General features: G+C 63.8%; 27 protein-coding genes. 12 read left to right on the top strand and 15 right to left on the bottom strand.

Translation table 11 applies throughout. The features are described 5' to 3' along the window. The first annotated feature begins 23 nt into the window (after positions 1-23). The 4 genes from IWY39_RS08025 to IWY39_RS08010 all read left to right on the top strand — a co-directional run bounded on the left by IWY39_RS08025 (position 24) and on the right by IWY39_RS08010 (position 3,709). Entirely contained in the window at positions 24-587 is a 564-nt protein-coding gene (locus IWY39_RS08025; RefSeq protein ID WP_026002186.1) for an FKBP-type peptidyl-prolyl cis-trans isomerase, read from the top strand. Positions 588-952: 365 nt separating this feature from the next. Further along, positions 953-1,516, top strand: coding sequence for a DUF2059 domain-containing protein (locus IWY39_RS08020; protein ID WP_145169743.1), 564 nt, complete (start codon positions 953-955; stop codon positions 1,514-1,516). A gap of 86 nt (positions 1,517-1,602) precedes the next feature. Next, positions 1,603-2,511, top strand: a complete 909-nt coding sequence (locus tag IWY39_RS08015; RefSeq protein ID WP_107124410.1) for a tyrosine-type recombinase/integrase — start codon at positions 1,603-1,605, stop codon at positions 2,509-2,511. Positions 2,512-2,515: 4 nt separating this feature from the next. Further along, positions 2,516-3,709 carry an IS91 family transposase gene (locus IWY39_RS08010; protein WP_107124411.1) on the top strand — a complete coding sequence of 398 codons (1,194 nt, stop codon included), beginning with the start codon at positions 2,516-2,518 and terminating at the stop codon, positions 3,707-3,709. Between the two features lie 379 nt (positions 3,710-4,088). Here the strand turns inward: IWY39_RS08010 and IWY39_RS08005 are convergent, their stop codons facing one another. From IWY39_RS08005 to flgB, 13 genes are all read right to left on the bottom strand, one after another. Then, the gene (locus IWY39_RS08005; RefSeq protein ID WP_017181940.1) at positions 4,089-5,141 is read right to left on the bottom strand and encodes a flagellar motor protein MotB; all 1,053 of its coding nucleotides are present in this window, start codon (positions 5,139-5,141) and stop codon (positions 4,089-4,091) included. Positions 5,142-5,144: 3 nt separating this feature from the next. After that, positions 5,145-6,008, bottom strand: coding sequence for a flagellar motor stator protein MotA (gene motA / locus IWY39_RS08000; RefSeq protein WP_017181939.1), 864 nt, complete (start codon positions 6,006-6,008; stop codon positions 5,145-5,147). A gap of 128 nt (positions 6,009-6,136) precedes the next feature. Further along, positions 6,137-6,982, bottom strand: a complete 846-nt coding sequence (locus tag IWY39_RS07995) for a flagellin (RefSeq protein ID WP_017181938.1) — start codon at positions 6,980-6,982, stop codon at positions 6,137-6,139. A 19-nt stretch (positions 6,983-7,001) separates the two neighbouring features. Continuing rightward, the gene (gene flgK / locus IWY39_RS07990) at positions 7,002-8,339 is read right to left on the bottom strand and encodes a flagellar hook-associated protein FlgK (protein ID WP_107124412.1); all 1,338 of its coding nucleotides are present in this window, start codon (positions 8,337-8,339) and stop codon (positions 7,002-7,004) included. Then, on the bottom strand, positions 8,336-8,647 hold the full coding sequence (locus IWY39_RS07985; protein ID WP_019053028.1) for a rod-binding protein: 312 nt from the start codon (positions 8,645-8,647) through the stop codon (positions 8,336-8,338). Before IWY39_RS07985 ends, flgK begins: the two co-directional genes overlap by 4 nt. Then, a complete protein-coding gene (locus IWY39_RS07980) occupies positions 8,647-9,735 on the bottom strand; it encodes a flagellar basal body P-ring protein FlgI (protein ID WP_107124472.1) in 1,089 nt (362 codons plus the stop codon). Before IWY39_RS07980 ends, IWY39_RS07985 begins: the two co-directional genes overlap by 1 nt. Before the next feature lie 173 nt (positions 9,736-9,908). Beyond that, positions 9,909-10,586 carry a flagellar basal body L-ring protein FlgH gene (locus tag IWY39_RS07975; RefSeq protein ID WP_107124473.1) on the bottom strand — a complete coding sequence of 226 codons (678 nt, stop codon included), beginning with the start codon at positions 10,584-10,586 and terminating at the stop codon, positions 9,909-9,911. Between the two features lie 8 nt (positions 10,587-10,594). Further along, positions 10,595-11,383 (bottom strand): flagellar basal-body rod protein FlgG, encoded by a 789-nt coding sequence (gene flgG, locus IWY39_RS07970; protein WP_017182998.1) that lies wholly within the window; start codon positions 11,381-11,383, stop codon positions 10,595-10,597. Positions 11,384-11,454: 71 nt separating this feature from the next. After that, positions 11,455-12,198, bottom strand: a complete 744-nt coding sequence (locus IWY39_RS07965) for a flagellar basal body rod protein FlgF (protein ID WP_017182999.1) — start codon at positions 12,196-12,198, stop codon at positions 11,455-11,457. Positions 12,199-12,271: 73 nt separating this feature from the next. Beyond that, positions 12,272-13,117, bottom strand: a complete 846-nt coding sequence (locus IWY39_RS07960; protein ID WP_017183000.1) for a flagellar hook-basal body complex protein — start codon at positions 13,115-13,117, stop codon at positions 12,272-12,274. Positions 13,118-13,177: 60 nt separating this feature from the next. Beyond that, entirely contained in the window at positions 13,178-13,834 is a 657-nt protein-coding gene (locus IWY39_RS07955; RefSeq protein ID WP_017183001.1) for a flagellar hook assembly protein FlgD, read from the bottom strand. Next, positions 13,831-14,223 carry a flagellar basal body rod protein FlgC gene (gene flgC, locus IWY39_RS07950; RefSeq protein WP_017183002.1) on the bottom strand — a complete coding sequence of 131 codons (393 nt, stop codon included), beginning with the start codon at positions 14,221-14,223 and terminating at the stop codon, positions 13,831-13,833. The genes IWY39_RS07955 and flgC overlap by 4 nt, the downstream gene beginning before the upstream one ends. A 20-nt stretch (positions 14,224-14,243) precedes the next feature. After that, positions 14,244-14,612, bottom strand: a complete 369-nt coding sequence (flgB, locus tag IWY39_RS07945; protein ID WP_017183003.1) for a flagellar basal body rod protein FlgB — start codon at positions 14,610-14,612, stop codon at positions 14,244-14,246. Positions 14,613-14,864: 252 nt separating this feature from the next. On the opposite strand from flgB, the gene IWY39_RS07940 reads away from it, so the two are divergent. From IWY39_RS07940 to IWY39_RS07905, 8 genes are all read left to right on the top strand, one after another. Further along, positions 14,865-15,533 (top strand): MotA/TolQ/ExbB proton channel family protein, encoded by a 669-nt coding sequence (locus IWY39_RS07940; RefSeq protein ID WP_017183005.1) that lies wholly within the window; start codon positions 14,865-14,867, stop codon positions 15,531-15,533. Then, positions 15,530-16,024, top strand: coding sequence for a flagellar motor protein MotB (locus IWY39_RS07935; protein ID WP_107124413.1), 495 nt, complete (start codon positions 15,530-15,532; stop codon positions 16,022-16,024). The genes IWY39_RS07940 and IWY39_RS07935 overlap by 4 nt, the downstream gene beginning before the upstream one ends. 68 nt (positions 16,025-16,092) lie before the next feature. Continuing rightward, positions 16,093-16,659, top strand: a complete 567-nt coding sequence (locus tag IWY39_RS07930) for a flagella basal body P-ring formation protein FlgA (RefSeq protein WP_107124414.1) — start codon at positions 16,093-16,095, stop codon at positions 16,657-16,659. Positions 16,660-16,703: 44 nt separating this feature from the next. Beyond that, positions 16,704-16,982, top strand: coding sequence for a flagellar biosynthesis anti-sigma factor FlgM (gene flgM / locus IWY39_RS07925; RefSeq protein WP_017183008.1), 279 nt, complete (start codon positions 16,704-16,706; stop codon positions 16,980-16,982). A 13-nt stretch (positions 16,983-16,995) separates the two neighbouring features. Further along, positions 16,996-17,304: a hypothetical protein gene (locus IWY39_RS07920; protein ID WP_107124415.1), complete on the top strand. Its 309-nt coding sequence runs from the start codon at positions 16,996-16,998 to the stop codon at positions 17,302-17,304. 269 nt (positions 17,305-17,573) lie between these two features. Continuing rightward, positions 17,574-18,392: a flagellar biosynthesis protein FlgJ gene (locus tag IWY39_RS07915; RefSeq protein WP_107124416.1), complete on the top strand. Its 819-nt coding sequence runs from the start codon at positions 17,574-17,576 to the stop codon at positions 18,390-18,392. A gap of 9 nt (positions 18,393-18,401) precedes the next feature. Further along, positions 18,402-20,540, top strand: coding sequence for a flagellar biosynthesis protein FlhA (gene flhA, locus IWY39_RS07910; RefSeq protein WP_107124417.1), 2,139 nt, complete (start codon positions 18,402-18,404; stop codon positions 20,538-20,540). Positions 20,541-20,554: 14 nt separating this feature from the next. Further along, on the top strand, positions 20,555-21,283 hold the full coding sequence (locus tag IWY39_RS07905) for a sigma-70 family RNA polymerase sigma factor (RefSeq protein ID WP_019053020.1): 729 nt from the start codon (positions 20,555-20,557) through the stop codon (positions 21,281-21,283). Between the two features lie 109 nt (positions 21,284-21,392). Here the strand turns inward: IWY39_RS07905 and mdoH are convergent, their stop codons facing one another. After that, entirely contained in the window at positions 21,393-23,228 is a 1,836-nt protein-coding gene (gene mdoH, locus IWY39_RS07900; RefSeq protein ID WP_107124474.1) for a glucans biosynthesis glucosyltransferase MdoH, read from the bottom strand. A gap of 114 nt (positions 23,229-23,342) precedes the next feature. Continuing rightward, positions 23,343-24,830, bottom strand: coding sequence for a glucan biosynthesis protein (locus IWY39_RS07895; protein WP_107124418.1), 1,488 nt, complete (start codon positions 24,828-24,830; stop codon positions 23,343-23,345). Positions 24,831-24,853 lie beyond the last annotated feature (23 nt).

Here is a 24,853-nt window from a genome sequence, read left to right as displayed (position 1 = left end):
CTTGAATTGCGAGAAGCGTCGCCATGTCCACAACGGCCGTTCCCCTTCGTCCTATCGCCAGGGGGTCTTTGACGCGCCTCTGGATTGGTGTCGCCGCGCTTGCGCTGGCGGCTGGTGGTCTGGCCTGGGCCGGGCAGCAGGGCGTCAAAGCCTCGCCCGCTACCTTCATGGCGCAGAATGCCGATGCTGAAGGCGTGATCACCACTCCGTCGGGTCTGCAATATAAGGTGCTGGCAGAAGGCACTGGTCCCAGCCCGACCACCGCCGACGTGGCGCTGGTGGGCTATAAGGGCACGCTGCTCGACGGCACCGTGTTCGACGAAAATCCGCAGGCGCCGATGCCGATCGACGGCGTCGTCCCCGGCTTCTCCGAAGGCCTGCAAAAGATGAAGAAGGGCGGCAAATACCGCCTCTGGATCCCGCCGCAGCTTGGCTATGGCGATCAGGCCGCAGGTCCGATTCCCGCCGGTTCGATCCTGGTCTTCGACGTCGAACTGCACGACTTCAAGTCGCGCGCCGAAATCATGCAGATGCAGCAGATGATGCAGCAACAGCAAGGCGCAGCAGGCGCCCAGCCGCCACGCTGATCACACGCAAAGCCGAAAGAGACAAAAGGGGCCGCCAAAACGGCCCCTTTTTTTGTGCGCCGGGTGGATGACGGCAGCGCGAAGCAAGGCTCCTTTCCCCCCTTGGGAGAGAGGGATACGAGGCCTTGGCGATGAAGTTGTCTCGGCGAAGTTGGATGAGGGGGATCGACGCTGGTGGCGCACGCCGCCTTGAGAGCGCGACACCCTCTCCCAGCTTCGACCAGGCAGCAAGCTGCCAAGTCTGCGCATCCCTCTCCCTCAAGGGAGAGGGATAAGAGGGGGGGATAACGACCATTTTGTGCTGTTCATCCCAGTGTTCCAGCATCCCATTTGCAGACGAAAGCTGCCTCTGGCACGATCTTACTATGAAGATATTTTTGCTTAGCTTGATGGCAGCAATCGCCATACACGGGGACGCGTTTGGAGCAGAGCCAATGCCATCACAAACCACCCCGTCAGCGCAAATTGAAGAACCGCCTAACCCCTCAAAACGTCAACTGATTAAGCGTTTTTTGCACGCTATTGGACTGCAAGACCAGCTTGATACGGGGAGTTTTCTTGGACGTTATGCGATGCCCGGCGGACCAATGTGGGAAGCTCGTTCGGGCGAGGTATTAACGGAGAGCGTCACCGGCGGGTTTGATGTCCGCTTCAAAGCACTCAAAGCTGCGTATGCGAAGCGGCAACCATTATACCAAAAGGCATACGAAGATCATCTCAATTGGGAATTTTCAGAAGCGGAATTGAGAGAAATTGTGACCTTTCTCGAAAAGCCCGTTGGCCAACATTACTTGGATGGCCGTTGGAGGATGGAAGCCTACACCAATACGAATACGGAGGATATGGAAGCAGAAATTGTGAAGGAGGCCGTCGCCAGCCTGTACTTGTACGAACCCGCTGGCGCGGGATGGGCGGCTGGATCAAAGTGACCTTGACGATCTGGCGTGGCGCCTTGGTTGAGGCCCGAGCGAGGTAGGCACAACATCGAGACTCCTTTCAACCAAGGAGTCGAACGATGATCAACGCTATTTCTGAAGTTCCTGTTGGATCGCTGCGCCAGCGCATGATCGACGATATGAACATGCGCCGATACGCACGCGAGACGCAGCGCAACTATGTCCGGGACGTCGCGCGCCTTGCCGCTTATCTCGGCCGCCCTCCCGATACCGCGACGGCGGAAGACCTCCGTCAGTTCCAGATCGATCAGAGAGAAGCGGGACTAGGCGTACCGACGATGAATAGCATCGTCGCTGCCCTGCGCTTCTTTTTCACGCATACGCTTGATCGGCCCGATCTTTCTCGCAAGCTCTATACCGTCAAGCATCCGCGCTCTTTACCCGTCGTCCTCAGTCCCGATGAAGTCGCGCGGCTACTGGAAGCAACCACCAGTCTCAAGCATCAGGCTGCGCTCTCGGTTGCCTATGGTGCCGGGCTGCGCGTGGCCGAGGTTGCGATGCTCAAGGTCCGCGACATTGATAGCGAGCGTATGCTGATCCGCGTCGAGCGCGGCAAAGGCGGGCGATATCGCAACGCGATCCTGCCGGCTGACCTGCTCGTCTTGTTGCGTGAGTGGTGGAAGGTCGGACGACAGCAGGGCGTGATGCACGCCGATGGCTGGCTGTTCCCCGGACAGCATGAGATGAAGCCGATCAGCACGCGCCATCTCTACCGGATCGTTGCCGAGGCCGCGCAGGCGGCTGGCATTGCGAAGAAGGTCGGCCCGCACACGTTGCGGCACAGTTTTGCCACGCACTTGCTGGAGGATGGCGTAGACATCCGCGTCATCCAGGCGTTGCTGGGGCACGCGAAGCTCGAGACCACGGCATTCTACACCAAGGTTGCAACCCGAACCGCGCGCGCTGTCATCAGCCCGCTCGACAAGCTGGCTATGCTCCCGGCTCCACAGGCGGCGCCAGACGGCTGAGCCGTTGCGCACCTCGCTCGAGGTCGCCGATATCTTCCGTGCCGCCGGACCGGCCTATCGTGCCGCCCATGCCGGACATCTGAGCCTCACCCAGCTCAAGGTGATGACGGCGATCGAGAACTGCCGCACCGCAGCCCTTGGCGGTCACGTCGAGGCTTGCGAGGACTGCGGGCATTGGCGGATCGCCTATAACAGCTGTCGCGACCGGCACTGTCCCAAGTGCCAGGGCGCGGCTGCGCGCACCTGGCTGGCGGAGCGGGAGGCCGATCTGTTGCCGGTTGGCTACTTCCACGTCGTCTTCACGCTACCGGCAGAGATCGCCAGCGTCGCGTTCCAGAACAAGGCGGTGGTCTATGACCTGCTGTTCAAGGCAGCGTCGGAGACGATGCTGACCATTGCTGCCGATCCCAAGCATCTGGGCGCCAGGATCGGGATCACCGCCGTGCTCCACACATGGGGCTCTGCGCTTACGCATCACCCTCATGTCCATATGGTCGTGCCAGGCGGTGGCATGGCGCTTGATGGAACGCGCTGGATATCGACGCGCCCCGCCTTCCTCTTGCCGGTCCGCGTCCTGGGCAAGCTGTTCCGCCGCCTGTTCCTCAACCGACTGATCCAGCTTTACGACGCCGGAAAGCTCGCCTTCTTTGGATCGTTGGCATCGCTCACCGAACGGCGTGCCTTCCTGCGTCATCTGGCTCCAGTTCGGAAGGTGCGATGGGTAGTCTATGCAAAAGCGCCGTTTGCCGGCCCGGAAGCAGTGCTCGCCTACCTGTCCCGCTATACCCACCGGGTTGCTATCTCGAACCGGCGGCTCATCGCCTTCGACAAGACCGGCGTCACGTTGCGTTACAAGGATTATCGTCGCGACGGACCCGAACGCCAGAGTATCATGACGCTTGCCACCGACGAGTTTATCCGCCGGTTCCTCGCGCACGTTCTTCCGCGCGGCTTTCACCGCATCCGCCACTATGGCCTGCTGGCCAGCTCGGGCCGCAAAGCTAACCTCGCTCGCGCACGATCCTTGCTGGAGGTTGCCGCGCCGCCTGACGAGCCTGTACCCGATGAACCCGCCGATCCGCGTCCTCCTTGCCCCTGCTGTGGCGGTCACATGATTATCATCGAGACCTTCGAGCGCTGGCAACAGCCGCGGGCACCGCCAAACATCCCGATCCGTATCCCGGAGTTCGCGCCATGATCCGGCATGGCCTGCCCTATATGCATCCTGCCCAAGCACCGTGGCTGGAAGCGGTAACGCTCGTGCCACGCATCGTCGATACCGCCATACATAACCGGAATGATGCGTGTCGGCACCGACCATACTGCCTGATCCGGGCAAATTGTCGTCCGCATGGTCCGCACGGATCGCCCAAAACCAGCGATGGTGCCATTGCGCGGACCGACACCGATCCGAAATCCCCATAGCCCAGCGCCTGAGGCCCCGCGGGTCGTACATGTAAGACTTTCGTACGCCTGCCGGCGCCCGAAACCCTTCGACAATAGAAACGTCTGCTTTCGGGCAATCTCATCCGAATTCCGCCATTCCGCTCCCCACTCCCTCTCGCTACCCCTCGTCCTCAATGCTTCCCCGGCTTCCCCGAAGTCCCAGGCGCCGTCGGGTTCAGCAGCGTCGCGCCGCCGGGCAGGCCGGTGCCGCCCATGTCCAGGCTCTGCGCCGCCTTTTTCGCCACGCGGGTCGGGTCGTCGCGTTCCTTGATCGCCGCCCTGGTTTCCGCGTCCATATCCGCATCGTCCGCATTGTTGCCGCCACGGGTCCAGCCCAGGATGATCGACATGCGCCGGTTGCGCGGGTCATAGGCGTCGTTCTTGATAAAGGGTTCGCGGTCGGCGACGCCTTCGATCCGGGCGAAGCGATTGTTGGGGATGCCGCTGTCGGCCAGCGCCTTGCGCGTCGATTCGGCGCGGGTCGATGACAGCAGCCAGTTGTTCATGGTCCGGCCCGAAGCATAGGGCAGGCCATCGGTATGGCCGCGCACGATCAGCGGGTTGGGCATGGTTTGCAGCACGGTCGCGACTTCGCTGATCAGCGCGCGGGCCTGCGGTACCAGCCGGTCGGTGCCCATCGCGAACATCGCGAAATCCGCTTCGTCGATCAGGTCGATGCGCAACCCTTCGCGGGTTTCGGTGAAGCGCACATTCTTGCGCAGCTTCGCCATGCCCTTCTGCCGCGCCATGCGCGCTTCCAGATCCTTCTTGATCGATTCGAACTTCTGCCGATCGGCGGCGCGCATCGCCTTGCCGCCCTGATCCTTGGTGCCGGTCGCGTCACGCGGGATGGTGATGGACAGGTTGCCCTGGCCGCCGGTGGTCGGGTAGTTTTCCTTGCCCGTGATGCTGTCGCCCCCCATCAGCCCGGTGGAGCCCGCCGAGGCCATTTTCAGCTCGACCAGCGTCGGGGTGAAATAGTCGGCCAGCGCCTTGCGCTGCTTTTCGGTGGTTGCGCCCAGCAGCCACATCAGCAGGAAGAACGCCATCATCGCGGTCACGAAATCGGCATAGGCGACTTTCCACGCGCCGCCATGATGGCCGCCATGTCCATCGACGATGATCTTCTTGACGATGATTGGCCGGGGTTCCGGCTCGTTCGCGCCGCGCTTTTTTTCCGCCATGGCTTATTTGCCCCGCATGCCGTCGAACACTTCGGCAAAGCCGGGCTGGTTGGCATGGGTCAGGCCGGACCGGGCCGCCTCGATCACCAGCGGCTGCGGATGGCCGTGCAGCGATGCGATGATGATCTGCTTGACGACATGGTAGATCGCCCCGTCCGCCTCGATCACGGACCGGCAGCGGTTGGCGAAGGGATTGACCATGCCATAGGCGAGCAGAATGCCAAGGAAGGTGCCGACCAGCGCCGATCCGATCATTGCGCCCAGAATGGCGGGCGGCTGGTCGATCGACCCCATGGTCTTGACCACGCCCAACACCGCCGCGACGATGCCGAGCGCGGGCAGCGCGTCGGCCAGCCCCTGAAGATTGTCGGCGGGTTTGATCGCTTCATGATGATGGGTCTTGAGGCTGTTATCCATCACCTCCTCCACCGCATGCGGATCGAGCGTGCCGGACGAGATGACGACCAGACGCAGCGTATCGCTGATCAGGTGGATCAGCGCCTTGTCCTTCATCAGCTTGGGATATTCGGTGAAGATGGTGGAGGTCGAAGGGTCTTCGATATGCGGCTCCAGCGCCACCGGTCCTTCGACCCGCAGCGTTTTCATGAGTTTGCTCACCAGAAAGATGCAGTCCAGAAAATCCTGCTTCTTGTACTTGGCGCCCTTGAACACCTTGCCCAGGCCACCGCCCAGCGCCTTGAGGTCCGATCCGCTGTTGCCGATGATGAGCGCGCCGACCGCCGCGCCGCCGATGATCAGCATTTCGTGCGGCAGCGCGTGAAGCACCGGGCCAAGATCGCCGCCGGTGAAGGCGAAGCCGCCAAACACCATGACAAGCAGGACGACCAGTCCGATGGCTGCGAACATGCGAAATTCCCCGATATAAACGATCCGGCGGCGTTTCGCCCCCGGCGGCGTCCCATGCGACGCCCTGTCATCTGGTTAATACGGACTGGTTAGCGTCCGGTTTAGGACGACGACTTAATTTCGTCGGATCAGCTGATCAGGTCGAACAATGTCCGCTGGTTGATCCGGGCGAAGGCCGATTGCGCGGCTTCCAGCTGCATCAGTTGCGCCTTCACATTGGAAATGACTTCGGTCAGGTCCGTCGATTCCAGCGCGGAGCGCCGTTCGGTCAGATCAAGGTCGATGTCGGTCAGCCGGTCGCCGACCACATCCAGCCGGTTGCTGCGCACGCCCTGCCGCGCCAGTTCCACCGTGATATGGTTTTGCCCGATCTTCATCGCGTCCAGGCTCGCCGCAACCGCATCGTCGTCCCCGCTTTGCAGGGCGGCGATGCTCTGGCCCAGCATGTCGTCGATCGACATCGGCGTGCCGTTGACGTCGATCCCTTCGGAAACTTCCTGTCTCGTCGCAACCACGGCCAGGTTGAGGCCGCGGCTGACCGGCACCAGCACGCTCTGCTGATCGTCGAAAACCGATACGCCCTGATAGTCCGTCTGGTTCAGCAGTTCGCTGATGGTCGCGCGGATGGTCGACATTTCCTCGTAGATCGCGACGCGGCTGGTATCGTTGACCGATCCGTTGCGGGATGACGACACCAGTTCCTGCGCGCGGGTCAACAGATTGTTGACCTCGTCCAGATTGGCTTCGGCATTGGCGGCGCGGGTCTTGCCATAGCTGATATTGGTCTGCCACGCGGACTGCTGCGCCTGCGCCCGGCCCACGTCGGACAGTTGCACCCAGGCGAGCGCGTCGTCCGACGGCTTGTTCAGCGTGACGCCGGTGGAAATGGCGGTCTGTCCGTCGACGATATTCTGCGACAATTGCTGCTGCCGGCGGATTTCGGCGAGCATGATCTTGTTGGTGATACCTACCATGGCTCAGCCCTTTCGCGGCTCAGAGAATCTGAAGGATGGAATCGATGGTTTCCTTGGCGACCTGCAAGATCTTGGCACTGGCCGAATAGGCCTGCTGGATGCGCAGAAGGTCGGCCGCTTCCATGTCCAGATCGACGCCGCTCACCGCTTCGCGCGCCGCGACCGCCTGGTCGCTGCGGCTTTGCGCCGTGGTGTTTTCCGACTTTGTCGCCGCCAGCAGATTGCCATGGGTGGCGATCAGCGCGGTCCAGGCCTGTTCGACGCTGCCATTGCCACGCAGGGTGGACGTGACGGTCAGCAGGTTGCCGTTCAACGTGCCGTTCGATGATCGGGTGGCCAGTTCCGCCGGATCGGTGATCAACGCCGCGACGCTGGCCGCGCTGCCGCCATAGGATAATAGCGCCGCGCCGGCATTGCCGGCATCGGTGACGCCCTGCGCGTGCCAGGCGTTCATGTCGGTGACGAATTGCCCGGCAATCGTGTCGAGGCTTGCGCGGCGGTTGGTGACGGTACTGGCGGCGGAAAACAGGCCGCCCAGCGCGCCATTGGCTGGCGTGGCGAGCGCCGTGCCGTCGGCCAGCGTCAGGGCCAGCGTGCCGTCGGCGTTGCTGTTCGCCACCAGGCTGGCGGCGACATTGCCCTGTACCAGCGTTTGCCCGCCATAGCTGATCTGCGCGCTGTCATGTGCGCCAAAGCTGATCGTGACGTTCAGATTTTCGGTCAGGTCCTGCAAGGCGGCGTCGCGGCTGTCGAGCAACTGCGAATAAGCAGATGTGCCCGGCTGCGCGCGCAACAGGCTGTTGTTGATGTCGGCCAGCGCTTCGAGCGAACGGTTGACCGTGCTGACCGACGCCTGCGCTTCGGTCGCAATGCCCTCTGACACGGCTTCCAGGTCCGCGGCGGTCTGGTTGAAGGCCTGCGCGACGCGGGAGATGCTGTCCAACGTGGTGACGCGCAGCGATGTGTCGGACGGGCTGGCGGCCAGCTTTTCCATATTCTGGAACATGCCGGTCATCAGCGCGCCGATACCGGTGCCCGTGTCATTGAGCGCATTTTCAGCGTCGCTCAGCCAGCGCAGCCGCGCGGTCGAACTGCCCAGCCCCATGCCGGTCAGCCGCACCGTGGCGTCCAGATAGGGGTCGGTGCCGCGATTGATGCTCGTCACCTGCGTGCCGCCGAAATTCGCCTTGGACACATACATGACCATGGTGGAGGTGGACGCGCCGGATTCGGCCGTCGTCACGGACCGGCGGGCATAGCCATCGGTGCTGGCATTGGCGATATTCTCGCCAATCGCCGCCATCGCGGTGCGATAGGCGCGGGTGCCCGAAGCGCCGATGATGAACAGGTCGCTCATGGCGCGGTCGTCCCGGCGGGTGCGTCAGGCGCAGGCTTGGCGCCGAACTGCTTGATCAGCAATTGCGCGATGCCCAGGCTGTTGCCGCTCGCCATGGCGTCGGCGGTGCGCGAATCGGCCATCGACTGAAACTGCTCGGTCGCGCTGGAATCGGAAATGCCCTCGGCCAGGCTGGCGGATCGCATCGCGCCGATCATCTGGCGCAGGAAAATCGCCTCGAACTGCTGCGCGGTCTTTTCCAGACTGGCCTTGTTCGCGGGCGTAGCGCCCGACGGGGCGGTTGCGGAGGATGTCGCGCTGATCTGCATCACAATACCACCAGTTCCGCTTTCATTGCGCCCGCCTGCTTGAGCGCTTCCAGGATCGCGACCATGTCGGCAGGAGATGCCCCGATGGCGTTGACCGCCTTGACTATATCGGCCAGCGACGCCCCGCCTTTAAAATTAACCATAGGTTTTTTCTGTTCGTCGATGCTGATGTTGCTCGACTCTTCCTGCGCTGTCTGGCCCCGGCTGAACGGCGCGGGCTGGACGATGCGCGGGCTTTCATTGACGCTGACGGTCAATTTGCCGTGCGCGACGGCGGCGGGATGAATACGCACTGCGCCATTGATGACGACCGTGCCGGTACGCGCGTTGACGATGACCTTGGCTGGTGCATCGGCGGGCGAAATCTCGATATTTTCGATCATGCCCATCATCAGGATGCGGTCCTCCGCCCCCGGAATGGCGTCGATCGTCACGGATACCGCGTCCATGGCGCGGGCGCGGCGATCGCCAAAGGCGCGGTTGATGCCGTCGGCTACGCGCAGCGCCGTGGTCAGGTCCGCTTCGGCAAGGTTGAAGGTCAGCGTGGGCGCGGTATCGAACCCGGTCGCCACTGCGCGCTCTACCGTCGCGCCGCCGGGGATGCGCCCGGCCGAGGGGATGTTGACCGATACCTGGCTGCCATCGGCGCCGGACACGCCCAGACCGCCGACGGCAAGGTTGCCCTGTGCCATGGCGTAGATTTCATTGTCCGCACCGCGAAGCGGCGTCAGGATCAGCGTGCCGCCGCGCAGCGACTTGGCCTTGCCCAGCGCCGACACGGTGATGTCCAGCCGCTGGCCGGGCTTGGAAAAAGCGGGCAGATCGGCGGTGACCAGCACGGCCGCCGCATTTTTGAGCGCGGGATTGATCCCCTGCGGCAGCGTCAGGCCAAAGCGCGAAACCACGCCCTTCATGCCCTCGGTCGCATATTGCAGGCTGTCGTCGCCCGTGCCAGCCAGCCCGACGACGATGCCATAGCCGGTCAGCTGGTTGGGGCGAACGCCCTGGAACGTGCCCAGATCCTTCACCCGTTCCGCCTGCGCGGGCACGGCGAAGGAGGCCAGCAGGAGGATCAGCGCGAGGAGAATGCGGCTATGCCATCCTCCCCTGGAAGGGGAGGGGGACCGCGCCCGCAGGGCGTGGTGGAGGGGTGTCCCGCCAACGATAGGGCGACACCCCTCCGTCTGGCCGTTGGCCAGCCACCTCCCCTTGAAGGGGAGGATGAAGGTCAGGCGCGAGGCTAGGATCACGAAACGCTCCATCAAAACGGGCTGATCTTTGAAAAGAAACTCTGCAGCCAGCCTTGCTTGCTGGCACGGGCGATCTCGCCCTTGCCGGTGTAGATGATCTTGGCATCGGCCACGCGGGTCGATGCGATGCGGTTGTCCGGGCCGATATCGGCCTGGCGGACGAGACCGCTGATCTGGATGAATTCGTCGCCGCGATTGAGCGTCAGCGCCTTTTCACCGCGCACCAGCATGGTGCCATTGGGATATGTCGCCGCGATCGTCACGGTAATCTCACCCGACAGCGCGTTGGACTGGGTTGCCCCGCCCTTGCCGTTAAAGCCGTTCTGGCCGCCCATGGCGACGTCGCTGGCCGAAAACAGCTTGGACAGCAGGCCGGTCGATGGCGGGGTCAGGCCCAGATTGCCGTCGCGGCTGGTGTCGGCGCTGTTGCTCTTGGTCGCCTGCGTCCGCTCGACCAGCACGATGGTGATGATGTCGCCCACCGCCGTCGCCCGCGCGCCGCTGGTCAGGGGGGTATAGCCCATGGATGCCTGAAAGATCGAACCATTGGATGGCGGCGCGACCGGCTGCGCCACCACGGTCGGCGCATAGAGTGCGCGCTCGGTATCGCGCTTCTTGCCCGCATGCGCAGGGGAGGCGGCTAGAGCGACCAGTGATGTGGCGGTGAAGGCGATGAGGAGGGTGCGCATCAGTCCGATCACATATTCTGGTTGACGTACTGGAGCATCTCGTCCGTCGCCTTGATCATCTTGCTGTTGACCTCATAGGCGCGCTGGGTCTCGATCATGTCGACCAGTTCCTCGACGACATTGACGTTCGACGTTTCCAGACTGCCCGACCGGATCGATCCGCGTCCTTCAAGGCCCGCGACGCCGACCTGCGGCGTACCGCTGGCGGCGCTTTCGACCAGCAGGTTGCCGCCGATCGCGGAAAGCCCCGCTGCGTTCATGAAGGTCGCCAGTTCGATCTGGCCAAGCTGGGTCGGCGTCGCTTCACCCTGGAGCGTCGCGGACACGGTGCCGTCATTGCCGACCGTCACTGACGTCGCGCCTTCCGGCACGGTGATTTGCGGGATCAGCGGCAGGCCGTCGCTGGTGACGACGGTGCCTTCGGCGGTGACGCTGAAATTGCCTGCGCGGGTATAGGCGATGGAGCCATCCGGGCGCTGGACCTGAAAGAAGCCGGACCCTTCGATCGCCATGTCGAGCGCATTGCCCGTTTCGGTCAGCGTGCCCTGCGTGTTGATCTTGCTCGTCCCCTGCAACGACACGCCGGAGCCAAGGTTGAGGCCGGTTGCGAACTTGTTTTCGCTGTCCGAATTGGCGCCCGCCGCAATCATCTGCTGATAGGCGAGCGTTTCGAAATCGGCGCGATCGCGCTTGAATCCGGTGGTGTTGACGTTCGCCAGGTTGTTGGCGATCACGCGCATCTTGGTGTTTTGCGCATCGAGGCCGGTGCGGGCGACATGAAGGGCGGCGTTGCTCATCGTCTCATCTCCATAAAGCGTCGCAGTGAAGGGACGCCTGATGCCTCAATAAAAGCAAGGTTCGTGCCAGATTAACTATCAAGCCGCATCAGCGATGCGCCGCCATCGTCCAGCTGCTTGGCGGTGTCGATCAGCTTGACCTGCGTTTCAAAGGCGCGGCTCGCCTCGATCATCTGAACCAGCGCGCTGGTCGGATTGACGTTCGATCCTTCGATCGATCCGCTGGTGACGGTGGCCAGCGGGTCTTGCGGCAATGCGCCGCCATTGACTTCGCGAAACAGGCCATCCGTGCCCTTGGCGATGCCGGAACCCGTCGCATTGACGAGCTTGAGCGCATCGATCCGCTGCGGATTGGCCGCGTCGCCACCCTGCGGCACGCCCCAGATACTGCCATCCTGCGCGATCGACACGCTGTCGAGCTGGGGCAAGGTGATGGGGCCGCCTTCACCCAGTACGGGCATGCCGTCGCCGGTGGTCAGCAGGCCGCTGTCACTGATCTTCAGGTCGCCGCGCCGCGTATAGGCTTCGCTGCCGTCGGCGCCCTGAACGGCGAGCAATGCATCACCGTTCAGGGCCACGTCGAGCGCATTGCCCGTCTGGGTGACCGCGCCTTGCGCCATGTCGGCGGCGATCACCTGTTCGGATGCCTGTGCGCGGGTGTCGAACGTATCGCCCTTGATCCAGCGCGTCTCGGCATTGGCGATTTCGGCGCGAAAGCCCACCGTATTGGCGTTCGCGAGATTGTTCGCGATCGACGCCTGCCGGGCCATTGCGCCGCGCATCGCGGTAAGTGCCGTGTTGACGAGCCGGTCCATGGAAAATTCCTACGTTCGCTGGAAAGTCGCGCCGGTCCCCACCCTGTAGGCAGAGACCGGCGTGGCTCGCTTATCAGGTGCGGATGTTGACGATGGTGGTGGTCAGCGTGTTGGCCGCCTCGATCGCCTTGCTGTTCGCCTGAAAGTTGCGCTGCGCCGCGATCAGCGACACCAGTTCGTCGGTGATGTCGACGTTGGATCGCTCCAGCGACCCGGTGTTGACCGCGCCGAACATGCCTTCATTGGCCAGACCCAGGATCGGGCTGCCGCTGGCGACGGTGGACGACCAGTGCGCATCGCCCTGCTGGCGCAGGCCTTCCAGGCTGTTGAAGGACGCCATGGCGACCTGACCCAGATAGACGGTGCTGCCATCGGCATAGATGGCCGATACCAGCCCGTCCTTGGCCACGCCAACGCTGGTCAATTGCGCGCCGTCGGGCAGACCCTGATAGGTGGTCGGCACCTGCAGATCGACCAGATCGGCAGGCGTGCTGGCAGCCGTGGGGGTCGTGGTCGGAACGCCCGTGTCGGGATCGACGGGGAAAACCTGCATGCGTGCGCCGGTGGTGTCGAGCGCGTAGCGATCGTCATCGACCGAGAAAGCGCCGTTGCGGGTGTAGCTGATCGTGCCGTCTTCGGCCTTGACCGTGAAGAAGCCTTCGCCGGTGATGGCCATGTCCAGCGTCTTGTCGGTGGTTTCGATCGTGCCTTGGGTGAATTGCTGGCTGATGCCCTGCACGCGCACACCCTGGCCAGCCACCTGATGCGTGGTCTGCATCGGCGCGGCGGCGAAAATGTCGCCGAACTGCGCCTTGCTCTTCTTGAACGCGGTCGAATTGACGTTGGCGACGTTGTTGGAAATGGCCGACAGATCGGCCTGCGCGCCCTTGAGGCCGGACAGGGAAACATAGAAGGTCATGGCGTAACTCCCTAGGTGAACAGAAAATGGGGGTGAAAATAAGCGTGAAAAGCGAGTGGATTAGCTCAGGCTGATGGCGTCCGACGGGCTGTAGGTGCCAAGCGCGGTGATGAGTTTGGATGCGGAGCCGTCCGCCGGAGACTGGACGGCGGCGATCGTCGCCCAGGTCGCGACCTTGCTGGGGGTCGCGCCCCTGACCTTGACCTGAAGCGCGGCGTTGCTGACGGTTGCGCCGGTGTCGTCCTTGCCATCCCAATAGAAGCTGACATCGCCTGCGGGCCGTGCGCCCAGATCGATCGACTTGACGACATTGCCATTGCCATCGACCAGATCGACCGATGCGCCATCGACTGCGGCGGGCAGGGTGATCTGGCCAGCATAGAGGCCATTTGCGTCCGGCGCGGCGATATTGCTCTGCACCAGCATGGATTTGCCGATCCAGCTCGCCGCATCGCCCAGGCGCGTGCCCGACAGCTGTTCCTTGATCGACGCCAGATTGGCGTTCATTTCGGCAATGCCGCTCGAATTGGTGATGGTCGCCATCTGCGACACCATTTCGGCGTTATTGACCGGCTCGAACGGGTCCTGCGTCTGCATCTGCGCGGTGAGCAGGCGCAGGAAATCCCCCTGACCCATTTCGGATTTGCCGGTGCCGACCTTGGCAGTCGGATTATAGACCGAAAGCCCGGCGCTGTCGGTGACGGTGGATGTCGTCATTTGCCGATCCTTATGGTTTCGAGCATCAGGGACTTGGCGGTGTTGAGCACCTGCACATTGTTCTGGTACATGCGCGCCGTCTCGATCATGTCGATCATCTCGGCATTGCTATCGACCGCCGCTTCCCACACATCGCCATTGGCATCGGCCAGCGGGTGATTGGGATCGTGCCGCTTGGTCGGCTGCGCGTCGGTCGTGACCACCTTGTCGACCTTGACCGTCGACACGCCTGGGCTGTCGGTGACTGACTGGAACACCGGCTTGATCGCGCGATAGGCTTCGGCGGCGCTGCCGGTGACATTGCCCGCGTTCGCCATGTTGGAAGCCGTCGCGTTCAGACGCACCAGCTGCGCGCTCATGGCGCGACCGGCAATGTCAAAAACATTCATGGGGCCAGAGCCGCTCATGCTCATTCTCCCTTCAGTGCGCGGTTGATGGTGTTGATGCGGCCCTCAAGGAAGGAGAGGGTCGTGCGATATTTGACGGCATTTTCCGCAAACAGCGTCTGTTCGGTGCTCAGTTCCACCGTATTGCCATCCAGGCTGGGTTGCAGCGGGACGCGATAGCCCATGGCGTCGTCGACGGCCTTGGACACGTCAGCCGCGCCGCCGCTTGCCTGCGTCGTCGCCTGCTTCAGCGCGGCGTCGAAATCGATGTCGCGCGCCTTGTAGCCGGGGGTGGAGGCATTGGCGATGTTGGACGCGAGCAGGGACAGACGCTGCGAACGAAGCGCCAGCGCCTTTCCATGGATCCCGAACAGACTTTCTTCCACCGACATGCCTATTGCCCTTTGCCAGGCCTAAAAGTTGGTCGACTGCTGCCGTTCTTATGCCTGATGGCGTTCGAAACGGGCGATCCAGCCTGATATTCGCAAGAGCCGTGCCAATTTGCGTGGGTGACGCAGGGGTAGGCGAAAATCCCCGGAATACGGGGCTTTGGCGGATAGGGGCGGCAAGGGCGGCAAGAAATTGCCGGTCGGCGGCACCGCCTTGCCGCTGTCCGGTGACGGCCAAAATGGGGACGAATTTGCATGATCGCGATGATGGGCCATCTGTTCGACCCGCTGACATTATTGGCCATGGTCGCGGGCATAATATTGGTCGCGCTGTTCCAGAACGGGGTCGCGGCGCTTGGCCGGGCGATCGCGGCGCTCGTGCCGCTGGTCACTGCCGATCCGACGCGGGATCGTGATGCGGCGCGCGCCGCCATGCTCAAGATCGATCAGGTGGCGCAGCTGCGCGGCCTGTCCTGCACTGACCGGGTCAAGACCGCCAATCCCTTCCTGACCGAAGCCGCCCGCAGGCTCGCCAACAGCGATCGCGCCGACCTGTTCGAACTATGGGCGGCGCAAGCGCTGGCCGACCGGGCGCAGCGCCATGCCGGCGCGCGCAATGTATGGCTGTCGATTGCTGATGCCGCGCCCGCGCTGGGCATGGCCGGGACGATCATCGGCCTTATTGGCATGTTCGCGGCGATGGATGATCCCGCCGCTCTCGGTCCCGCCATGGCGCTGGCGCTGCTCACCACCTTTTATGGCGTCGTCATCGCCAATATGATCGCAGCGCCCATTGCCGCGCGCCTGGCCGACCTGTCCGAACGCGAACTGGCCTGGCAGCAGGAGGTCGTCGCCCGGATGCTGGGCATCGCGCGGCGCGAAAATGCCCCGCTGCGCCGGGCGTCGATCCGCGAAGTCGCATGAGCGCGTCCACCACCGTCGCCGCGCGGCGCAACCGCTGGGCGGTCAGCTTCGCCGATCTTTTGCTTCTGCTCCTGGCCTTCTTCGTCCTGTTGCAGGCCAGCGGATCGCGCCGCGACGCCATGCTGGGGCAGGTCGCGCAGCAATTTGGCGGCCGCGTCATGCGGCCGGGCGTGGAGATTCGCGCAGTCGAACTGTTCGTGCCGGGTGAAGCCATGCTCACCGATCAGGGCCGCGCCTGCCTGTCCGTCATTGCCCGCCAATATGCCGGGCAAGCCGGTGGCGTGGAAATTCGCAGCCATGGCAGCGACCGCGCGCGCCAGCGTTTCGACGACTGGGATCTTGCGGCCGCCCGTCTTGGCTCAGTCGCCCGCGCGCTCAAGCTGGACGGCATATCGCAGGATCGGCTGCGGATTCGCGGCCTCGATCAGGCCGATGGCAGGGGCGGGCAGGGGCAGGTGATCCGCATCGCGCCGGGCGCCAAGACCGAATAACAGCCCAAACTGGCACGGATATTGCTGAATTACCCGGAAAGACCCTCCGTCTTTTCAGGAGACAGAATGTGTTTCGAGCCAAGCCAATCCTTCTTGCCGCCATTGCCCTTGTGGCCGCGCAACCCGCGCTGGCGCAGCAGAAGTTCGAGAATCTGGACCGGATCGACAGTCTGGTCGCGATGACCGTAGGCGCCAATCTGGGTGAACCGGGCGGCCCCGTCGCACCGGTCGATCGCCGCCTGAAGCTTGCCGCTTGCCCAACCACCCCCGCGGTCGATGGCCCCATGTTCGGCGCTGCGATCGTCAAATGCGATGCGCTGGGCTGGCGCATTCGCGTGCCGCTGGTTGCGGGATCATCCGCCGCCACGTCGGGCGCTGTACCGCGCACCGCTGCCGCCAACCGTTTCACCCCCGCTGCCCGCCCGGCCCCGGCGGAACATGTCGTCAAGCGCGGCGATCCGGTGCAGTTGATGGCCGGCAACGCCGCCTTCAGCGTCTCTCGCGTGATGATCGCGGATGAAGATGGCGCGGTCGGCGAAACCATCCGGGTGCGCGAGGACAAGAAGTCCGCACCGATTTTTGCGCAAGTCGTGGAAATGGGACTTGTGCGTATTCCTGGATTTAAGGATTTCTGAACCTGTCCGTTATAGGTGTAAGGGACGAGTGAAGGATTAGACCCATGATTAAGTCCGTCGGCCAAAGCATCAGCGCCGCCATAGAGGCGAACCGCCTGCGTGAAGGGGGCAAGACGCGCGCGTCGTCGGCCACCGGCTCGACCACCGCTTCGTCGTCGGCATCGTCGGCCAGCCCAGCTTCGCGCATGGCGGCGGAAGGCGCGCCGATCGACATGGATCGTGTCGCTGCCATCAAGGCCGCGATCGCGTCGGGCAACTACCCCGTCAACCCATCGGCCATTGCCGAGCGCATGGTCGCGCTCGATCTGCCGGTCGCTGGTTAAGGAACCGGGGCAGATGTCGCTTGGCCTTGCTGCGCTGGACGATCTGTTCGAAGCGTTCGAGGATCTGCGCGACGTGCTGGACGGCAACGATGCCGCGGCGATCGAGATTGCCAGCAACCGGGTAAGCCACAGCGCCGCCGCCATCCGCGCCATCGGCGCATGGCGTTCCGAACCCCAGACCGTTGCGCGGCTTAGCGCGATGCTCCCTTTGATCGACAGCGCGCGGATACGGGTCAATCTGCTTGCCGATTATGCGAATCAGCGGCTGGCGATGCTCGCCGCCCATGGCGCCCGCAACGCGCCGCTGACCTACAGCCGCTAAAAAGGGCGACCAAACGCCAAGAGGAAATAACGGCGCCCATCGGCGCCGTTTTTCGTTTTTGGCGTTTGGTCGCGCCATCAAAATCTTCCCCTGCAAGGGGGAGGGTACCGGCGCAGCCGGTGGAGGGGTGTCGCCCTATCGATGCCGCGCACCTGCTCCGTCTGCATAACCACAATCGCAGAAAAGCAAATAGTTGCGCCGACATTAACCAAATCTTGGCATAAGCCTTGCTCTAATGCTCCCCAGAACCAAGTGGGGAACATGTGCCGATGTCGGCTTTTGCAGACATTACAGCGACGGGGACATCGACAGGCAATCGCGTCACGAACGCGATCGCCATGGCGAGCCGCCGTACGGGCGTGGATTTCGCCTATCTGCTGGGTCAGGCCAAAATCGAATCCAGCATGAACCCCACCGCGCGCGCGACGACATCGTCCGCAACGGGCCTTTACCAGTTCATCGACCAGAGCTGGCTGGCGGTCATCGACCAGCATGGCAGCCAATATGGCCTCGGCTGGGCGGCCGACGCGATCAGCCAGGGCAGCAATGGCCGCTATTATGTGTCGAACCCGGAATTGCGCCAGCAGATACTCGACCTGCGCAAGCATCCCGAAACCGCGTCGGTGATGGCGGCGGAACATGCCGCCGACAACAAGGCCTTTCTGGAAAAGCGCCTTGGCCGCGAGGCCGAGCCGGTCGATCTCTATCTTGCCCATTTCCTGGGGGTAGGCGGCGCGAGCAAATTCCTGTCGGTCCATGACCGCGCGCCCGATGCCACGGCAGCCTCGCTCTTCCCGTCGGCGGCGCGCGCCAACCGTTCGATCTTCTACGATCGCGCCGGCCATCCTCGCAGCTTCGCCGACATTCGCGATCGCTTCGCCTCCAAATTGCAGAAGGGCGTCGATAGCCTGGGCGGTCCCGTCCAATATGCCGACGCTTCGCTCCCCGACGGCGCAAAGACGGTGCAGACCGCCGACTATGTGCGGATCGAAACCCAGCGCCTTGAACAGCAAATCGATGTCGGCATCCGGCCCCAGCCGCAAACCGCACGTCTCGCCTATCTCATGCTTGCCACCCTCGGAAGGTAACGGCTCCTCATGTCTCCCAACCAAATCAAAGCGAAGATCTGGATGAGCGCCGCCAAGGGGGCGGTGCTGCCCTTCGCGACGCTGATGGTCGTGCTGTTCATGATGGTGCCGGTCCCGGCGATCATGCTCGACATCGGGTTCATCACCAACATCATGATCTCGCTCGCCGTGCTGATGGTGGCGCTCAATGCCGCCAAGCCGCTCGATTTTTCCGCCTTCCCGACCGTGCTGCTGTTCGCGACGCTGCTGCGCCTCGCGCTCAACGTCGCATCCACCCGCGTCGTGCTGGTGCAGGGGCATGAAGGGTCCGATTCGGCGGGACAGGTGATCGAGGCGTTCGGCCATTTCCTGATCGGCGGCGACTATGTCGTCGGCATCTTCGTGTTCGCCATCCTGATGATCATCAACCTGGTGGTCATCACCAAGGGCGCGGGCCGCGTGTCGGAAGTCAGCGCCCGCTTCACCCTGGACGCCTTGCCCGGCAAGCAGATGGCGATCGACGCCGATCTGAACGCGGGCCTCATGACCCCCGAAGAAGCCAAGCTGCGCCGCGCCGAAGTCGCGACCGAAGCGGATTTCTACGGCTCGATGGACGGTGCCAGCAAGTTCGTGAAGGGTGACGCGGTCGCGGGCATCCTGATCCTGGTGATCAACATTATCGGCGGCATCATATTGGGTGTCGTCAGCCACGGCCTGACTATGGGGCAGGCGGCGGAAACCTATATTCTTCTGGCCATCGGCGATGCGCTGGTCGCGCAGATCCCCGCCTTGCTGCTGTCGATCGCGGCGGCCTCCATCGTCACCCGCGTCAAGAGCGAGGACGACCTGTCCGGCCAGATCGCCAACCAGTTCGGCTCCGGCCGCGCCTGGGTGCCGGTCGCGGCGATCCTGACATTCCTGGGCATGCTGCCCGGCATGCCGCACATGATCATCCTGCCGGCCGCCGCCGTTTCCTGGCTGATCGCGTGGAACCTGCGCAAGGCCAGCCAGAAAAAGGCGGCCGAACCCGAACCTGCGCCGCCGCCCGCCAACCCAGCGCTGATCGAATGGGGCGATGTGTCGGACGGCGCGCTGCTCGGCCTGGAAATCGGCTATGGGCTCATCAGTCTGGTCGACGAACGCAAGGGCGCGCCGCTGATGGCACGGATCACCGGCATTCGTCGCCAATTGTCCAAGGAATTGGGCTTTGTCGTGCCGATGGTCCGGGTGAAGGACAATCTGGCGCTCGAACCCAATCAATATCGCATCACCATCGCTGGTGTCGTCGTGGGCGAGGACGAAATCTGGCCGGACGACCTGCTGGCGCTGGACAGCGGCGCGCTGGAAGGCACGGTCGCAGGGCGCGCGGCGAAAGACCCGACCTTCGGCCTCGACGCGGTCTGGATTCCGCAGGCCAAGCGCAGCGAGGCGGTAGTCGCGGGCTATACGGTGGTCGATCCGCCGACGGTCGTGGCGACGCATCTCAACCAGTTGATCGGCATGAACGCGGCGGAAATGTTCGGCCTCGATGAAGCGCGCAAGCTGCTCGACAATCTGAAGGATGTGGCGCCCCAGCTGGTCGATGGCCTGACGCCCGCGACGCTCAGCCTTACGCAGATCAGCGCGCTCTGCCGCGCCCTCCTGTCCGAAGGCATTGCGCTCAAGGATTTCCGCCGCATCTGCGAAGCGATGGTCGACGCCGCCCGCCCGGACATGAGCCACGAGCAACTGGTCGAAGCGGTCCGCCAGCGCATCGGCGCGCTGATCATCCAGGGGCTTGTCCCGGTCAAGATGCCGCTGCCGGTCATCACGCTCGACGGCGACCTCGAAGCCTTGCTGGCACAGGCCATGCGCGTGGCGGGCGATGCGCGCCACCCGATCGAACCCGCGCTCGCCAACCGGATCGTCGAAGCCGTGGTGCAGGCCGCGCGGCCCCTGCTGGGGCAGGCACGCAATTTCGCCATCGTCACCTCGCCGGTCGCGCGCCGGGCGATGGCGCGGCTGTTCAAGCCGCACCTGCCCGAAACGCCGGTCCTGTCCTTTCTGGAAATACCGGATGGCAAGGGTGTGGAGGTGGCCGCCGTCGTCGGTGGCGAACAACGTCCAACGCCGCGCCACGATCCAGCGCCCCGTCATGATCCCATGATGCAGCGCGAACGGGTCGCTTGAGGAGAGGCTGACCGATGTACATGAACAAGATCACGTCCGGCGCCCACACTTATGGCAGGCCGGGGGACAACAGCCCGGAACGGCTGGCGCGCCAATATATGCCGCTGGTGCGCAAGATCGCCTGGCACGTCCATGGCCGCGTTTCTACCGCGATAGAGGTGGAGGATCTGCTCCAGATCGGCATGGTCGCGCTGGTTGAGGCCGCCAATGGTTTTGAGGATCGCGGGCTGGGCTTTGCCGCCTATGCGCAACTGCGCGTGCGTGGCGCGATGATCGACCATTTGCGGCGGCAGGCGACGATCTGCCGGTCCGCCATGGCCAAGCGCAAGGATCTGGCCAAGGTGCGCAATCGGCTGGAACAGAAGCTGGGGCGCCTGCCGACCGAAGCGGAAATGTCCGCCGACATGGGGCTGGAACCGGCCGCCTATCGCGAAATCGCCGACAGCGTGGAAATGGTCCAGCACACAAGCATGGACGAAGTCTATTCCGACCAGTCGATGTGGTTCGCCGATGTGGAGGATCGCGCCGACGACATATTGGAACGCGAATCGCTCAAGGCTGCGATCGCCCGCGGCATCGGCGAATTGCCGGAGCGCGAGGCGCTGGTGCTGCAACTCTATTTTGTCGAGGAACTCAATCTGGAGGAGATCGGCCACACGCTCGACATTGGCGCGGCGCGGGTCTGCCAGATCAAGAAAGCCGCGCTCGACCGCCTGCGCGAGAAACTGCGCGACTGGGACTGAGCACAGACAATCTCCGTTCGCCCTGAGCGAAGTCGAAGGGTTGTCCTTCTTGCGAAGAAGAACAAGGCTTCGACAAGCTCAGCCAGAACGGTTTTGGCCGTAGCCTGCCTCACTCGTCATTCGCGGCAAACGGCCCCATCCGCCGCTCGTCGCCGCTTGGCCAGCGAAAGCGCAGCGGGCGATAGCTTTGCGTGCGCCACCATGGATCGGCGACCACGAACAGGCCGCCTTGCTCGGCCCGCCGCCCCAGATCCTTGCGCGCGGTCAGCGCCGCCAGCACGGGGGCCAGCAGCAATCCCGCCACCACCGGGCTGATCCAGCCCAGCCCACCGGCCTGCACGGCCATGGCAGTCAGCCCGATCCCCAGCAGAATATGCCATTTGAACAACCAGATCGCATCGAGCGCGCCCATGCCGTCACGGTCGCGGGTCTGCCCGTTCCAGCTGCTCTTGCGCCCCATCAATATGCCGAAAAGATTGATCGTCTGCGTGAGCATGGCCACCGGCGCCATCAGGATGGACAGCACAATATCGGCCATCACTCCGCGCGTCATCCGTGCCGCGCCGCCAAAGCCGATCCGCCGCGCCGGGTCGATCATCGCCCAGATCATCGCCAGCAGCTTGGGTCCAAACAGCAATGTCGCCGTCACTGCCAGCAGCCCGCCAGACGGCAGCACGGCGCTCGGCGGCCACACCCCCGCCAGCGCGCCGCCCAGCACCACCAGCATCAGCGCCAGCCACAGCGGCGATGTACAATAGGCCGACGCGCCGACCAGCAGCTGGAATCGGCTGACCGGATGCAGCCCGGCAATTTTCATGAACAGCGGCACATGCTGGATATTGCCCTGGCACCAGCGCCGGTCGCGCGTGAACAGGTCGGGCATGGCGGGCGGAAATTCTTCGAAACTATCGTCCGCGTTCACCATATGCACGTCCCAGCCGCGCCGCCGCAGCAGCGCCGCCTCGATCATGTCGTGGCTCATGATATGCCCGCCAAAGGGCGCGCGGCCCGGCAGTTCCGGCAGGCCACAGCTTTGCGCGAACGCCTTGACCCGCACGATGGCGTTATGGCCCCAGAACATGCCTTCGGACCCGGCCCACCAGATCATGCCCGCCGCTGAAATCGGCCCGAACAGCCGACTGGCAAATTGCTGCCAGCGCGCAAACAGCGTCGCGGCGCCCACGACGGTGGGGACAGTCTGGATCAGCCCGACCTGCGGATGCCGTTCCATGTCGGCGGCCAGCCGCGCCATCGTCTGACCGCTCATGACGCTGTCCGCGTCCAGCACGACCATATAGTCATAGCCGCCGCCAAAACGCTCGACCCACTCGGCGATATTGCCCGGCTTGCGCCCGATATTCAGCGCCCGGCGGCGATAATGGACGGGGCGGGAAAAGGATTCGCGCAATTCCAGATAGGCGCGACGCTCGACCTCGCCATTTTCGGGGTTGGAATCGGACAGGATGAAAAATTCGAACCGTTCGCCCCCCATCACCTGCGCCAGTGATCGCTCCATGATCGACAGGCGACCCAGCACCCCTAGAAAATCCTCGTTACAGACCGGCAGCAGTATCGCGGTCTTTCCGGCCAGCGCGGTGGCGGATGTCAGTGCATGCGGCGTCACGGCGCGCCCCTTGCCAACGGTCAGCAGCAGGAAGCCGATTGACGCGGTGGCGAAACCGAAAGCGATCCAGGCGAAGAGCGGGATGAACAGCGCCAGATAGACGCCTTCCCAGGCCGAAATCCCGTCCAGCCCGATCGACCGGCGCATTTCATGCGCAGCCATGGCGGCGGGCAGCAATGCCAGCAGAACGACCAGCAGGCGGCGCGCCCACAAGTCGATATTGAACCGTCGCCGCGCGATCATCGGCGGACGACCGGCAAAATCCTGCACCGGCATGGCGATGGGCGTTTCCGCCGGCACCTGCTCAAATGCCCTTGGCATGGGCTTTTCTCCGGTGACGGCATCCGCCGTCAGCACGCCTCCCGTCACTTGCGTTCCAGACCTGATTAGCTTTGACCCAGAGGACAGAACCGCTCGTTACGCTGGCGGTTCCCTTCATCCTGTAATTGGATAATGCACATATTCGCTCAAAACGCGACCTGCACTCCGCAATTGCAGCCGGACTTCCGACTGGACGCCGGCATTGGCCGCCAGATCGATGACCGCGCGGTACAGGCCCGGCTGCCACAGCACGGGATACCCCGCCGCCTTGATCAGCCTGCCCCCGGTCACGTCCGTCCACACATCCGGCCGCACGCCATCCGGCACATCGGCAAAATCGACCACCAGTCGCTGCGCGTCGGGCTGGTCGCCACGCCCGCGCCAGACATTGGCGACTCTTGCCAGGTCGGTTCCGGCCGGATTTTGCGCCGCCGACCAGTCCAGCCGGTAGGACAGGTCAATCCGCCGTCCTGGCACCGGCGCCGCATCGGGCGTCCAATAGGCCGCGACATTATCGGTATATTCGCTGTCCGTCGGAAAGGTGTAGAGCCGCACCTGTCCCGCGCCCAGCGGCCGGGCAGGGGTCGCCCAAAGCGAGGGGCGACGGTCGTAAAAGACGCCATCATCCTGATAATGGGCAAAATCGCGGTCCCGCTGGAGCAGGCCAAAGCCCTTCGGATCGCGCTCGGCAAAGGCGCTGATCTGCGGCATGGCGGGATTGACCAGCGGCCGGGCATGGACGCTGCCATCGCCACTGGCGATCGACAGCATGTCGCTGTCATGGATTTCCGGTCGCCAGTCGGTCCCCTGCCTGCGGTTGGCCTGATCATACCAGAACATGCTGGTCATCGGCATCAGCCCCAGTTCGGGGATCGCGCGACGGGGGAACAGCGCGGCGGTCACATCCTGCCGCACGCCGTCCTTGCCCAGGCTGCTGACGAACCGGAACGCGCCGGTGATCGACGCGCCATCCAGCAGCGCGTGGATGGTGACGCTGCTGTCGCCCGTCCGCTCCAGCCAGAAATGGGTGAAGCGCGGAAATTCCTCCTTTCCCTGCAGGCTGGTATTGATCGCGATCGCGCGGGCGGACAGGCCGAACTGCTTTTGCGGGCTGGGCGCGCGGAAATAGCTGGCCCCCAGAAAGGACAGCCAGTCGCCGTCGCGCGCGGCGTTCATGATGCGGAACCCGGCAAAGCCCGCGTCGGGGGGCAGTTTCTTGACCGGATTGCTGTCCGGCGCATCGAACATGGCCGGATCATAGCGCAGCGGCGTCGCGCGCCCCTTGTCGACCAGCGCGATCTGCACCGGCTGCGCCGCCGTCCGGCTGAGCGGGAACAGGCGGACGCCGGTATCGCCCGGCAAATCGCCCCAGATGGTGCGATCCTCGGCAAAACGCGCCTGATGCAGCGCGTCATAGTCGATCGCCTGCGCACCGGGATGGAGCGGCGTTTCGGCAAATGGCGCACGGGCCAGCCGCTGCGCCCGCGCAATCAGCCGGTCCCAGGAAAATGGCTCGCTGGCGGCCTGCGCCATCAGCCTGTGGGGAAGGATCAGCGCAGCGCTGGTGGCGGCGATCATCGCGCGCCGGTTGATATGGGTCATGCCGCCATCATGGGTGGCGCGAC

This window comes from Sphingobium sp. JAI105 (assembly GCF_015752145.1).
GTDB lineage: Bacteria > Pseudomonadota > Alphaproteobacteria > Sphingomonadales > Sphingomonadaceae > Sphingobium > Sphingobium xenophagum.
This window is presented reverse-complemented; position numbering and strand designations above follow the sequence as displayed.

Bases quoted from the DNA above. Each gene is read 5' to 3' on its own strand.
- IWY39_RS08025 (WP_026002186.1), top strand. From the start codon at position 24: ATGTCCACAACGGCCGTTCCCCTTCGTCCTATCGCCAGGGGGTCTTTG.
- IWY39_RS08020 (WP_145169743.1), top strand. From the start codon at position 953: ATGAAGATATTTTTGCTTAGCTTGATGGCAGCAATCGCCATACACGGG.
- IWY39_RS08015 (WP_107124410.1), top strand. From the start codon at position 1,603: ATGATCAACGCTATTTCTGAAGTTCCTGTTGGATCGCTGCGCCAGCGC.
- IWY39_RS08005 (WP_017181940.1), bottom strand. From the start codon at position 5,141: ATGGCGGAAAAAAAGCGCGGCGCGAACGAGCCGGAACCCCGGCCAATC.
- motA (WP_017181939.1), bottom strand. From the start codon at position 6,008: ATGTTCGCAGCCATCGGACTGGTCGTCCTGCTTGTCATGGTGTTTGGC.
- IWY39_RS07995 (WP_017181938.1), bottom strand. From the start codon at position 6,982: ATGGTAGGTATCACCAACAAGATCATGCTCGCCGAAATCCGCCGGCAG.
- flgK (WP_107124412.1), bottom strand. From the start codon at position 8,339: ATGAGCGACCTGTTCATCATCGGCGCTTCGGGCACCCGCGCCTATCGC.
- IWY39_RS07985 (WP_019053028.1), bottom strand. From the start codon at position 8,647: ATGCAGATCAGCGCGACATCCTCCGCAACCGCCCCGTCGGGCGCTACG.
- IWY39_RS07975 (WP_107124473.1), bottom strand. From the start codon at position 10,586: ATGCGCACCCTCCTCATCGCCTTCACCGCCACATCACTGGTCGCTCTA.
- flgG (WP_017182998.1), bottom strand. From the start codon at position 11,383: ATGAGCAACGCCGCCCTTCATGTCGCCCGCACCGGCCTCGATGCGCAA.
- IWY39_RS07965 (WP_017182999.1), bottom strand. From the start codon at position 12,198: ATGGACCGGCTCGTCAACACGGCACTTACCGCGATGCGCGGCGCAATG.
- IWY39_RS07960 (WP_017183000.1), bottom strand. From the start codon at position 13,117: ATGACCTTCTATGTTTCCCTGTCCGGCCTCAAGGGCGCGCAGGCCGAT.
- IWY39_RS07955 (WP_017183001.1), bottom strand. From the start codon at position 13,834: ATGACGACATCCACCGTCACCGACAGCGCCGGGCTTTCGGTCTATAAT.
- flgC (WP_017183002.1), bottom strand. From the start codon at position 14,223: ATGAATGTTTTTGACATTGCCGGTCGCGCCATGAGCGCGCAGCTGGTG.
- flgB (WP_017183003.1), bottom strand. From the start codon at position 14,612: ATGTCGGTGGAAGAAAGTCTGTTCGGGATCCATGGAAAGGCGCTGGCG.
- IWY39_RS07940 (WP_017183005.1), top strand. From the start codon at position 14,865: ATGATCGCGATGATGGGCCATCTGTTCGACCCGCTGACATTATTGGCC.
- IWY39_RS07935 (WP_107124413.1), top strand. From the start codon at position 15,530: ATGAGCGCGTCCACCACCGTCGCCGCGCGGCGCAACCGCTGGGCGGTC.
- flgM (WP_017183008.1), top strand. From the start codon at position 16,704: ATGATTAAGTCCGTCGGCCAAAGCATCAGCGCCGCCATAGAGGCGAAC.
- IWY39_RS07920 (WP_107124415.1), top strand. From the start codon at position 16,996: ATGTCGCTTGGCCTTGCTGCGCTGGACGATCTGTTCGAAGCGTTCGAG.
- IWY39_RS07915 (WP_107124416.1), top strand. From the start codon at position 17,574: ATGTCGGCTTTTGCAGACATTACAGCGACGGGGACATCGACAGGCAAT.
- flhA (WP_107124417.1), top strand. From the start codon at position 18,402: ATGTCTCCCAACCAAATCAAAGCGAAGATCTGGATGAGCGCCGCCAAG.
- IWY39_RS07905 (WP_019053020.1), top strand. From the start codon at position 20,555: ATGTACATGAACAAGATCACGTCCGGCGCCCACACTTATGGCAGGCCG.
- mdoH (WP_107124474.1), bottom strand. From the start codon at position 23,228: ATGCCAAGGGCATTTGAGCAGGTGCCGGCGGAAACGCCCATCGCCATG.
- IWY39_RS07895 (WP_107124418.1), bottom strand. From the start codon at position 24,830: ATGACCCATATCAACCGGCGCGCGATGATCGCCGCCACCAGCGCTGCG.